Genomic DNA, 13,125 nt, shown 5'->3' on the forward strand with positions numbered 1-13,125 from the left:
TTATCCTTCTATTTCTCGCTGAAACGGTACCGTCCTTTAAAAGGACGGAAAAGCCGTTTCCACTTGCTGTCTGAGCTTCTATTCAAAAGGAGGTGAAAATTATTCCTCTAGTCGTTCGGTCTACGGTTAATGCAACAGGCGCCATCACTTTCACTGGCAACACGCTGGGACTAAGCCGCTCTGAGACTGCCGGTGTACCGGGTACACAGGACAGTATCGGAGGCTTCTCTACGATCAATACAGCTTCTGTATACGGAACTTACCCAGCTGGCACTACCAGTCTATATCAGAGCAACAGTTCAGCAGCCATTCTGGTTCTCCCTGCCGGAAGCACAGTTCTGTATGCCGAGCTGATCTGGGGCGGTTCCTATGTTAATGGTACCGTAAATCTCACTGCGGCAATCAACAACCCTGTATCCTTCACTACACCGCTAGGGAACACGGTCAGTGTAACCCCCGATTCAGCCACAGCCAATTCGGTGGATCTGGGCGGGGGTGCACTCGCATATGTCCGTTCCGCCAATGTCACCAGCACTATTCAAGCCTCCGGTGCCGGAACCTATGTCACTGGCGGTGTAGTCGGAACTATTGTAATTCCCGGAGATTCCACTGCCAACCATGCCGGCTGGACACTTGCTGTCATCTACCAGAATCCGTCGCTGCCCTTCCGCAACATGTCCCTGCGCGCAGGCGCTGTCCTTGTCCAGGCCTCCTCGGCCCCGGTGGTCACCACCATTACCGGCTTCGCCACACCTGTTACCGGCGCGCTGGGCGGACGTATCCAGTTCAGCGCCCAGGAAGGAGATGCTAACCGCTCGGGAGACCAGGCGCTTTTCGGCCCTACTTCTACTACTCAGGTCGCCCTGTCCGGTCCTAATAACTTTGCCAACAACTTTTTTGCCTCGCAGATTAACAATGATGCCGGCAATCTGAATACGACCGGCACGTTCGGCACCCGCAACCAGACCAACGGCAGTCCAGGCTCCAACATTGTCGGGGGGCGGCAGGGCTGGGATATCACGAATGTGGATGTCTCTGCGCGCCTGGTCAATAACCAGTCCTCCGCACTCCTGACCTTAACTACTTCGGGCGATGCGTATGTCGTTAACGCCAACGGGCTGCAAATTGACATCAATGCGCCCAAGATCTCCTTGACCAAAAGCGCAAATGCCGCCGGCACCATCGTTGGCGATCTGGTCACCTACACCGTAACGGTCAACAATACAGGTACGGCAAGTGCAGCCAGTGTTGTATTGTCGGATACTTTACCGGCAGGTCTTACTTTTGTCGCAGGAAGTGTGGTGGTAGCCGGTGTTGCCAGGCCGACTTATGATATAACCTCCGGCATCCCGCTGGGATCACTGGCCCTTGGCACTTCTATAACGGTTACCTATCAAGCCAGGGTAACTTCCTTGCCTAATCCGCAGTTTGTTCCCAACACAGCCACCGCCGCCTTCACCTTCCAGAGTGTGGCCGGAGGCCCGATTGTGAGCGGGGTTATTCCATCCAATACACAATCGTTGCCGGTATATTCTCCCGTTCTCGGCATTGTCAAAAGCGCCAATACTACCAACGCAACCGTCGGAGACCAGATTCTCTACACCCTGCAAATCTCCAACACCGGCAATATCGGAGCTACTACTACGCTCACGGATAACATTCCTGCCGGCAGCTCCTATATTCCGGGAAGCTTCACGGTAAACGGCACGCCTGTGGCGGGTAATCCCGCCGCCGGGATCGCCATCGGCACCATCGCGGCGGGAGGAAGCTCTACCGTCCAGTTCCGTGTACTGGTGAACAGTCTGCCTTCTCCCCCGCAGCTGGTGGACCAGGCTACAGCCGCCTATACCTTCCAGGTTCCTGACGGGCGGACCGTGAGCGGTACGGCTGCCTCCAATACGCTCACCATACCGGTCAGACTGCCAAATGTTGCCCTTGTCAAAAGCGCCAGCTTCCCGGATGTCGCCGTAGGCGATACCCTGCAGTATACGTCTGTGGTTACTAATAACGGAATCGTCGCCATCACGAACGTTGTGCTCTCTGATCCGATACCCGCCAGCAGCACTCTGGTGCCTGGAAGCGTGGTGGTAGCGGGAACCGCACGGCCTGCCGCTGATCCGGCTTCGGGGATATCCGTGGGCACCATTGCCCCGGGAGCCAGCGTAACGGTAACCTTCCAGGTAAGTGTCACCTCTGTGCCGGGAAACGGCCAGCTCGCCAACCAGTCATCGGCCTCTTACAGCTCCGGGACATTTAACGCCATCACACAGTCCAATACAATCCTCACTCCTGTGTACCAGCCAATAATCGCTATCGTCAAAAGCTCCAGTCCAAGCAGCGCCACGGTTGGAGGAAATGTACAATACACGCTGCAGGTGCAGAACACCGGTAATCTCGCAGCGAATGTGACCCTAACTGACACGATCCCTGCCGGGTCTGCCTTCGTCGCCGGAAGCGTCACAGTAAACGGTGCGGTCCGTCCGTCAGATTCTCCGGTAAGCGGAATCCCGCTCGGGTCCGTAGCACCGGGAGCCGCCTTGACCGTAACCTTCCTGACGAATGTCCAGTCCCTGCCGTCTCCGGCAACCTTGACCGACCAGGGCAGCAGCAGCTATACCTATCAGTTGCCCAGCGGACGCTCTCTGTCCGGCGGAAGTGTATCCAATACGGTGACTATTCCAGTCTCTGCCCCCAACATCACGATTCTCAAAAATGCCAATCTCACCTCAGTGGCTGTAGGCGAATATCTTACCTACACCGTCTCTGTATCCAACCCAAGCGGCGTAGCTGTTAACAATGTAGTGCTGTCTGATCCGGCTCCGGCAGGCAGTGCCTTTGTAGCAGGAACTGTCACGGTGAACGGGACGGCCGTACCCTCTGCCAATCCAAATGCCGGGATTGCTCTCGGAACACTTGCTGCGGGCGCCACAAGCATCGTTGTCTTCCAGGTGAATGCCAACTCGATTCCAAGCCCGCCTCAACTGAGCAACCGGGCCAGCGCATCCTTTACGGCCGGATCATTCAGCGGAACAGCCCTGTCCAATACAGTGTCTACCCCGGTCTTCATTCCAGTCATTGGACTGGTCAAAAGCTCAAGCCCTGCGCAGGCCTCTGTCGGCAGTCTGCTCTCCTTCTCCATCCTGGCCAGCAACACTGGCAATATCGCCGCAATGCTGAATCTGACCGATGCCCTGCCGCCGCAGACGGTATTCGAGACCAACAGCGTAAGTATAGGCGGGACCCCGCTGCCTGGGTACAGCCCATTAACAGGCATTCCGGTGGGGCCGCTTGCTCCCGGAGACAGCGTCGTAGTCAGCTTCCTTGTTACGGTTACTTCGCTTCCCCCAAACCAGCAGCTGCCTAACTCGGCAGCTGCATCCTATACTTTCACCCTGCCGGATGGGCGTCAGCTTGGCGGTAACACCGTGTCGAACACACTTACGGTTCCCGTCTCGGCACCGAATGTCAGTGTTGTCAAAAGCGTCAATGCCATTGATGCCGTGACCGGCGACATCCTTACATTCACCTCCGTGCTGACGAATAACAGCATTACCTCTGTCAGCAATATCATTCTCAGCGATCCCTTGCCAGAGAATGCAGCGTTCCTTCCCGGAACCGTAATTGTCGGCGGCGTCTCCCAGCCGTTGTCAGTTCCGTCGGCCGGCATCCCAATCGGCAGCCTGGGGCCTGGAGCCTCCGTTGCCGTCACATTCGAGGTGAGAATAACCATGCCGATTCCTTCACAGGTGAATAACCAGTCCACCGTCAGTTTCACCTCCGGGGTCTTCTCCGGCTCTTCATCGTCCAACGTCACCACCACACCGGTCACACAACCGCAGATCTCCCTTGTCAAAAGCGCCAGTGACCTGAACGCCACAGTAGGCGATACGGTCATCTATACCATTGTAGTCAGCAATAGCGGTAACCTTGCAGCCAATGTTACGTTAACCGACAACATCCCGGCGGGTACTACATTTGACCCCAACAGCGTCATTGTCGGCGGATTCCCTCAGCCGGGGGCTGCACCGGATACCGGAATTACTGTTGGAACTGTAGCTCCCGGTGCCAGTGTATCTGTCAGCTTCACGGTCTTCATCGTGTCTCTGCCTTCACCGCAGCAGCTTGTCAATCAGGCAAACGCCACCTATACCTTCACTCCGCCTGACGGGCGGCTGCTCAGCGGAAGTGCCGTCTCCAATACCGTGACCATCGCAGTCTCTGCCCCTAACCTGTCGGTGGTTAAGAGCACCTCCTCCACTTCAGTGGCACTAGGTGACACTATTGCGTATTCCGTCAATATCACGAATAACGGTATAGACCCGGTGAACAATGTGATCCTCAGTGATCCAACACCAGACGGGGCTGCCTTTGTGCCGGGCAGCGTATCGGTGAACGGGGTGCCTTTTCCGAATGCCAACCCGGCATCAGGGATTACACTCAGTACGCTTGCCTCCGGGGCTAGTGCCGTCGTCTCGTACAGTGTCACTGTCACCTCTGTCCCCGGGGATGCCTCCATAGACAATCAGGCTAAAGTAACTTACACCTCAGGTGTATTTAGCGGCTCAACCTTCTCCAATCCCGTGGCGGTGCCTGTCTTCCAGCCCAATATCGCTGCGGTCAAAACAGCCAATACCGCCAATGCCACGGTCGGCGATACCGTAACCTACACCATAAATGTCACCAATACCGGCAACTACGGAGCAAGCCTTACAGTAACGGACAACATTCCCGCCGGCACTACCTTTGTAGACAACAGCGTGCTGATTGGGGGGCTGCCTCTGCCGCAGGCTAATCCCTCCACAGGAATCGCTGCCGGAACTATCGCTCCGGGGGCCACTGTAGCTGTGTCGTTCTCGGTGGTGATTACTTCACTGCCATCGCCGCAGCTGCTGGTGAATCAGGGAACGGTTGCTTACAGCTTCACCTTGCCTGACGGAAGAACCCTGGGAGGGTCGGTGCTCACCAACACCCTGACCATCCCTGTCTCGAACCCGAATCTGGCTGTCGTCAAAACCACCGCAACCACCGCAACCAATGTGGGCGACACCATCACTTATTCCGTGACCCTGACCAATAACGGTATTGCTACGGTTAATAATGTGGTATTCACAGATGCTCTGCCTGCCGGTACCGCCTTTGTTCCGGGCAGTGTGCTCGTAGACGGCGTGTCTCGCCCTGCTTCTTCACCAGCTACCGGGGTGACCATAGGCAGCATCGCTCCAGGCGCTTCTGTAACGGTGGCCTTTAACGTAACGGTTACGTCTCTGCCGGCTTCAGGTGTACTGAACAATCAGTCATCCGTCAGCTTCACTTCCGGCGCCCTGTCCAGTGTAGCCTTCTCGAACATTGTGACCACTCCGGTCTTCCAGCCGGTTATCGCTGCAGCCAAGAGCTCCAGCTCTCAGAATGCAACGGTAGGCGATACCATTGTCTATACCGTCAATGTCAGCAATTCAGGGAACTATGCGGCATCGGCCACGCTGACTGATACCATTCCCGCAGGTACAACTCTGGTTCCGAACAGTGTACTGATTAACGGCTTCCCTGCTCCGGGTGCAGATCCCGCTACCGGAATCCCTATGGTCAGTGTTGCAGCCGGTGCATCACTGACCATAGTATTCTCTGTAGTGATCGACACACTGCCAGCCAGCCAGCAGCTCAGCAATCAGGCCATTATCGCCTTCAACTATACGCTGCCTGACGGACGCGTCTTCAATCAATCCGCCAGCTCGAACATCAACCAGATTTCCGTATCTTCGCCGAATGTACTTGTGGTCAAGAGCACCACTGTTACCGATGCCGTAGTGACCGATACCGTTCCGTACAGCATCGCAGTCACCAATAACGGAATTGCACCGGTTAACAATGCAGTGCTGAGCGATCCGATTCCGGCCGGTTCTTCCTTTGTAGCCGGCAGCGTGGTCGTGGACGGCACTCCGCTGCCGGGGGCGAACCCTGCGAACGGGATCTCGCTCGGCACTATCGCCCCTGGTGCGGTGGTCCAGGTCACCTTCAATATTCTCGTCAACAGTCTTCCTAATCCGGCCACACTGAACAATCAGGCTTCGGTCAGCTTCACCTCCGGTGCATTCTCCGGCGCCTCTTATTCCAATAATCTAATTACCCCGGTATTCCAGCCGATTATCGGTATCCTGAAATCTGCGGATACCACTAATGCCACGGTTGGAGATACTGTCACTTATGCACTCAGCGTCACCAATACAGGTAATCTTGCGGCAGTCGTTACCTTAACCGATTCTATCCCTGCGGGAGCTGTCTTCATACCGAACAGTGTACTGGTTAACGGCCAGCCCGTTCCCGGCGCTGATCCGACTACCGGAATCAATCTGGGTACAGTTCCAGCGGGTGCCACAGTTACTATGCTCGTAACCCTGCAAGTTACGCTGGCTTCCCTGCCTTCACCGCAGCAGCTGGTGAACCAGGCGGCGGCAACCTTCACCTTCACGCCGCCTGATGGACGCCTGCTCTCAGGCTCTACACTATCGAATACACTCGTCATTCCAGTCTCTTCACCGGACGTAACGGCAGTCAAGAGCACTCCGGCTGTCGATGCTGTAGTCGGCGATATCATCACCTATACGATTGCCGTAACCAACAACGGCATTGTTCCCGTCAACAATGTGGTCCTTGTTGACCCGATCCCTGCCGGCAGCCAGTTCGTTGCAGGCAGCGTAACTGTGGACGGAACTCCGCGTCCCGGAGCAAATCCGGGCACCGGTATCGTGATCGGAACGATCGCCCCGGGAGCTACCACAACGGTAACCTTCCAGGTTCAGGTGATCGTCATATGACAGACGGCTCACAGCTCCAGCCTGTCGTAAGTAATCAGTCCATGGTTCTGTACAGCTCGGCAGAGGGCACTGAATCGGTTACCTATTCCAATACCGTCAATACGCTTGTCGTGGGCCCGGTATTATCGCTGCTGAAGCAGGCAGACCGCCAGAGCGCCTCCCTGGGGGAGACACTCGTCTACACGGTAACCGCCAGGAACAGCGGCAATACCGGGGCTGTCGTCACCATCACAGATGTGCTTCCCCCGGGCGTCTCGTTCATTGCCAACAGCGTGCTTAGAGACGGAGTCCCCCTTCCGGGGGTCACTCCGTCTTCCGGCATTCCCCTTGGCCTGCTCGCCCCCCATTCGGGAGTCAGTATCGCCTTCCAGGTCATTGTTATCTCGCTTCCGCCTTCACTCGCGCTGCATAACAGGGCGGTTGGCACGTATTCCTTCACTACACCTGAAGGAAGAACGGTGAACGGGGAGATCCGTTCCAACCCGGTTAGTGTCTCCCTGCTGTCCTACCAGTTGTCCTCCCTGCTCTCGGCCAGCACTCCCACTACCTTCATTGGGGATGTCGTCACCTATACCCTTCAACTCAGGAACGAAGGCACCCGGCCGCTGACCGGAGTCATGGCCACGCTTCCCGTTCCGGAAGGCACCACCTTCCTTCCCGGAAGTGTTATCGCTGGCGGGATTTATCAGCCTGAGGCCGACCCACATTCAGGCATCGGGCTGGGCTCGCTCCCTGCAGGCGCAGCCGCCGAGGTCTCCTACCGTGTGAGGGTGGCCTCGAACCCTCCAGGATCGGCGATTATGGCGAACGCGCAGATCTTTTATGAGGTCAACGACAACAGAACCTCCACTGCAAGCAATACGGTTCAGGTTACGGTCATCCAGCCCGGATTATCGGTAAGGCTGAAGGTTGATCTGTACAGCGCGGCGCCCGGTGACAACTTGCGGTACGAGTTCACTGTACAGAATAGCGGTAATATGGCGGTGAACGCACTGCTGACGGACGCCATTCCGCCAAGCGTACTGTTCATCTGGGACAGTGTCCGTATTGACGGGGTTCCCCAGAGAGGCGTCCGCCCCGGGGACGGAATTCCGCTGGGCACCTTACGGGCAGGCGCTGTTATGGCGGTAGATTTTCTCGTATCTATTCCAGGTGCCACCGATATCCGCCAGACGCCGGCCATTCAGAATCAGGGAGTGGTCCAGTATACGTTCTCCCTGCCGGACGGGCGCAATGTCGGGCAGCTCTCCCGCTCCAATGCGGTGACCACGTTGCTGTTCACGCCCATCATTTCCATTCAGATTGAGGGCGAGCCGCCCATCGTCGAGCCTGGAGGTATCGCGGAATTCAACATTTACGTGTCCAATAGCGGGAATTATCCGGCAGAGGTCTCGGTGATCCGAATTGTACCGCAGGGCACCGTCATTAATCCCGATATCGTTACCATAAGCGCTATCGCCGTGCCCGGTACGCCATATAGCGGAACAGTTGCTCTGGGAACGCTGGAAGCGGGGCAGACCGTCACACTCACTTACTTTGTCACAATAAATTCGGATTATATGGGCAAGGATCTTCAAGGCTCCACGGCTGCCCTGTATCTGTTCACCATCGACGGACGCCGGTACTCCGGCGAAGCCCGTTCTAACACCTACAGGCTGTTCATGGAAGAAATCAGTGAATAATACAGCTCACATATCCCCCATCTCCCTGAATATACTTTAGTTACAACCTGCTGCTTCGTCTTAGTCTCCGTAGTGACATTACCGAATAACACAGTCCATGGGAGGTGGTCATCCTTGTCCCAGCCGTCCGGTCCATACGCATTTGTCGTATCCAAAGAAGACTGGTCCCTTCACCGCAAAGGCCATCAGGATCAGGAGCGTCACCAGCAAAAGGTCAGAGAAGCCATCAAGGGCAATTTGCCCGATCTGGTTACCGAGGAGAATATTATTTTGTCAGGCGGCAAGCAGATTGTGAAGGTGCCGATCCGCAGTCTGGATGAATACCGGATTATCTATAATTTCCGCAAGCAGAAGCATGTCGGACAGGGAGACGGGGACAGCCAGGTGGGGGATGTACTTGGTCGCGATTCCCAGTCGGCCCAGCCGGGCAAAGGGGATAAGGCGGGCGATCAGCCCGGAGCGGATACCGTTGAGGCCGAGGTCGATCTGGAGGATCTGGAGGATATTCTGTTCCAGGACATGGAGCTTCCCCATCTGAAGCCGAAGGATAAGGAAGAGATTGAGGTCAAATCGATTGTCTTCAATGATATCCGCAAAAAAGGCATGATGTCGAACATCGATAAAAAGCGTACACTGCTTGAGAATCTGCGGCGCAATGCCAGCAGCGGCAATCCCGGAATACACAGCATCAGCCCCGATGATCTGCGTTACAAAACCTGGGATGACATCACGGTCCCTCACTCGAATGCCGTGATTATCGCCATGATGGACACCTCAGGCAGTATGGGCACTTTTGAAAAATACTGCGCCCGCAGCTTCTTCTTCTGGATGACCCGCTTCCTGCGCCGCCAGTATGAGAAGGTGGATATTGTGTTCCTGGCCCATCATACGGAAGCCAAGGAGGTCAGCGAGCATGACTTCTTCACCCGGGGGGAGAGCGGGGGGACGATCTGCTCCTCGGCGTACCAGAAAGCACTGGAGATTATCGACAGCCGCTATCCGCCTGCCAAATACAACATCTATCCCTTCCATTTCTCGGATGGCGACAATCTGACCTCCGACAATGAGCGCTGCGTCAAGCTGATCGGCGAGCTGCTGAAGCGCAGCAACATGTTCGGCTACGGCGAGGTGAACCAGTACAACCGCAGCAGCACCCTGATGTCCGCCTACCGCCACCTGAAGCAGGAACAGTTCATGCATTATGTGATTAAGGATAAGAAGGAAGTGTATCTGGCGCTGAAGGCTTTTTTCGGCAAAAAAGCAATCGAAGCCTGAGCAGCTGCTCTCCAGACTGACCGTAGAATGAGCTTTACGCGCAGATTCATACTGTAAGAATGATCCCCTGCAAACCGTGTGAACGGCAGGCAGGGGATTTTTGGTGCGCGGATGTTGGCTGCAAAAACCCTGTTGACTATTATATCGGCAGCCGATATACTAAATGTATCGGTTGACGATATATCGACACATGTTATAACGTCAGATGCTATAACGCCGAATGATACAAAGGAAATTCCCGGTCTGTGAAATGAGACTCAAAGATGCGCGATAAGGAAGGTGATGGCATTGTCCGGCAACAATGAATACGGGGCGCTGACCGAAGGCGTCTATTATATCCTCTTGTCCCTGCTCACCCCGATGCACGGCTACGGGATTATGCAGAACGTGAAGCTGCTGAGCAATCAGCGTGTGGAGCTGGGTGCAGGCACGTTATACGGGGCGTTAAGCACACTTGTGGAACGAGGCTGGATCAAGCTGCTGGCTGGCGGAGAAGATTCCCGCAAGAAGGAGTATCAGATTACGGAGCTAGGCAAATCGATCGTCCAGAGTGAAATGACAAGGCTTGACGAGTTGCTCACTAATGGAAGAAAACTAATGGGAGGCGAAGTGTAATGAGTCAGGTGGTGCGCAAATTTTTCATGGATTTCGAGAAGGAAGAAGCGTGGCTGAATGAAATGTCGGCCAAGGGATTGGCCCTGGTGGAGCATTCTTGGGCCCGTTATGTGTTCGAAGAGAGCGCTAAGGGGGAGTATATTTACCGGATTGAGCTGCTGGAGAAGGACCCGAAGGAGGCGGCAGGCTACTTGCAATTCATGGAGGAGACCGGAGCCGAGCGGGTGCCATCCGGGACCCCTACCAAGGCCAATCGTGCCTTCATGAACCAACGCTGGGTGTTCTTCAGAAGGAAGGCCTCGGAAGGCCCCTTCCAGATCTATACCGATGCAGATTCCAAGATCAAGCACTATCAGAGAATCTATAAAGTCTATCTGTCCCTCGCGTTCATGGAGCTGATCATCGGCTCTTTAAATCTCATGCTGATTATGCTGAACACTTCTTCTAACATCTACAAAATCAACCTCATCGTGGGAGTGTCCGTTATCATTCTGGGCCTGTTCTTCATCTGGCTCAGCCTGCCTATCCGCCGCAAGATCGCGCGGCTGCAGCAGGAGAAGCTGATTCGGGAGTGAGGGGATGCTTTACAATCTCGCAAACAGCGGAAATAGTAGAATTAATACTCCTGCGGGCTAACCATAGCTACAGCATCCACAACCACTGCAGATAACAAGTGGATTAATGCAGCTTAATTCTTCAACGTTTGACGATTATAGGGAACTAAGTGGAAAAACAGCATCTGCTATTGCCGATTTGGCTGCTACCGGGAGAGGTATGAATATTTAAGTGTTGTTTTTCCAACTCTTGCCGGAGTATCGTCTATTTATTGGTTAGCAAGTGCCCAATATCCACCTATTTCCCCCATCACAGCAAGGGGAGCCGTTTTTCGCATACATCTGGCCCACGTACCTGCTCTCCAGCAAATTGTGTTCGGTTTTTCGCATACACATACACCCGGACCCTGCGCGCTCGCCCCCCACCTCCACCTACGCCAAAATAAAGGGCTATCCCAAGCAGTCATCATGACTTTTGGGACAGCCCTAATTCCAATCTTTCTCCGCTCCGACCAGGCTTATGCCTGCTCCGCTTACTGCACCTTCTCGCGGTCCTTGCCCTTGTCGGATTCCCCGGCGTTCTTGTTCGCGGCTTCGCGGTCCTGCATCATCTCGTCTACTGACTTCACCTTGAGCCGGGCGGCGCCTTCGTTGCCGGCATTCGTCGGGATCAGGTCACCGGAGGCAAGGCGTTCCTTCGCTTCTGCAATAGCTGCGCTGTACTGCGGCAGCCACTGTTCTCCGGCCACCAGCATCTCGTCAACCATCTGCCAGATCTCCTTCGGATTGCAGACGGCGCCGACCAGCGGGTCCATCATGAACGCCTGGCGCAGCAGCTTGTCGTCGCCATGCACACCTGCTTCTACCGCCAGGCGCTGCACGGAGATGCTGACGTTGCAGACCGCCGCCGGTCCAAGCGGCAGGTCACCGACCAGCGGCATCGAGATGCCGTTGCGGTCCACGTAGCCCGGCGCTTCAATAATGGCATCATCCGGCAGATTGGAGATCACGCCGTTGTTCACCATGTTGAAGTGGCCTCTGTACACGCGTCCTGTCTCCAGCCCTTCGATAATAAACGAGCCATGCTCCTCGCCCCGCTTCTCCGGGATGTACTCCAGCGCCGGGTCCTTCATCCAGTTCGGAAAGTCCGTCTCGAACCAGTTACGGCCTTCCGTGCAGACCCGCAGGTAGCCGCCCGTCTCCCCGTTGATCCACACGCCCAGATCAATCCAGTCCATGATCTCGCTCGGGCGCTTGCGGTACCAGGGTACATATTCGCTCAGGTGACCGTTCGATTCCGTGCTGTAATAGCCGAAGCGGCGGAGCATATCGATCCGTACCTTCTCGGTACGGCTGTACTCAGGGTGCTTCTCGAAAGCCTCGAGCAGACCTGCCGTCAGATCCTTGCCTTCATGCTTCGCAGAGATGTACCAGGTCTGGTGATTGATCCCGGCACAGATAATGTCCACCTGCGATTTCTCCAGGCCGTACACCTGAGCGATTTGCTGATGTCCATGCTGTACGCCATGGCAGAGCCCGATGGTCTGCACACCGCCGTATTTATTACAGGCCCAGGTCAGCATAGCCATCGGATTCGAGTAGTTCAGCAGCAATACATCCGGCGCAGCTGTCTCACGGATATCACGGCAGATCTCCAGCATCTCCGCAATCCCGCGCTGCCCGTACATAATCCCGCCTGCGCACAGCGTATCTCCTACACACTGATCCACGCCATACTTCAGCGGAATATCCACATCGGTAGCGAAGGCCTCAAGGCCCCCCATACGAATAGTACAAAATACGTACTTGGCCCCCTTGAGCGCTTCCCTGCGGTCCGTAGTGGAAGAGATGGTGATATCCAGACCATTCTCCTTAATATCCCGCTGGCACAGCTCAGTGACCATGTCCAGGTTATGGCTGTTTATATCCATGAACGAAACTTCGATATTACGAAATTCCGGCACAGTCAGCAGGTCGCGCAGCAGTCCGCGGGTGAACCCGATACTGCCTGCCCCGATAAAGGTTACTTTAAAAGACATAATAATCATCCTCCGGCAATGAATTATTGACTCCTGTCCATTGTAACAAGGGGACTGCCGGAAGCGTAACCAATATCATGACCACTTTGCCGGCATCCTGTCAACAATCCTAACTTTCTATACGCCATACCCTTCCCCGGTTGAACAC

6 protein-coding genes are annotated in these 13,125 nt (G+C 55.3%); 5 read left to right on the forward strand and 1 reads right to left on the reverse strand.

What is annotated here, in order from left to right:
* Nucleotides 1-92 precede the first annotated feature (92 nt).
* The 5 genes from J2Z70_RS11455 (at nt 93) to J2Z70_RS11475 (ending at nt 10,959) form a co-directional block, all read left to right on the forward strand.
* On the forward strand, nt 93-6,812 hold the full coding sequence (locus tag J2Z70_RS11455) for a DUF7507 domain-containing protein (RefSeq protein WP_209872807.1): 6,720 nt from the start codon (nt 93-95) through the stop codon (nt 6,810-6,812).
* Nucleotides 6,809-8,494 (forward strand): DUF11 domain-containing protein, encoded by a 1,686-nt coding sequence (locus J2Z70_RS11460; RefSeq protein WP_209872811.1) that lies wholly within the window; start codon nt 6,809-6,811, stop codon nt 8,492-8,494. The genes J2Z70_RS11455 and J2Z70_RS11460 overlap by 4 nt, the downstream gene beginning before the upstream one ends.
* Before the next feature lie 114 nt (nt 8,495-8,608).
* Nucleotides 8,609-9,769 (forward strand): sporulation protein YhbH, encoded by a 1,161-nt coding sequence (gene yhbH / locus J2Z70_RS11465; RefSeq protein WP_209872814.1) that lies wholly within the window; start codon nt 8,609-8,611, stop codon nt 9,767-9,769.
* A gap of 282 nt (nt 9,770-10,051) precedes the next feature.
* Nucleotides 10,052-10,384, forward strand: coding sequence for a PadR family transcriptional regulator (locus J2Z70_RS11470; protein WP_036721415.1), 333 nt, complete (start codon nt 10,052-10,054; stop codon nt 10,382-10,384).
* Entirely contained in the window at nt 10,384-10,959 is a 576-nt protein-coding gene (locus J2Z70_RS11475) for a DUF2812 domain-containing protein (protein WP_209872817.1), read from the forward strand. The genes J2Z70_RS11470 and J2Z70_RS11475 overlap by 1 nt, the downstream gene beginning before the upstream one ends.
* A 512-nt stretch (nt 10,960-11,471) precedes the next feature.
* Here J2Z70_RS11475 and melA read toward each other — a convergent pair.
* The gene (gene melA, locus J2Z70_RS11480) at nt 11,472-12,977 is read right to left on the reverse strand and encodes an alpha-glucosidase/alpha-galactosidase (RefSeq protein WP_209872820.1); all 1,506 of its coding nucleotides are present in this window, start codon (nt 12,975-12,977) and stop codon (nt 11,472-11,474) included.
* Nucleotides 12,978-13,125: the final 148 nt, after the last annotated feature.

Source organism: Paenibacillus silagei (assembly GCF_017874735.1).
In the GTDB taxonomy this organism is placed as follows: Bacteria; Bacillota; Bacilli; order Paenibacillales; family Paenibacillaceae; genus Paenibacillus_AQ; species Paenibacillus_AQ silagei.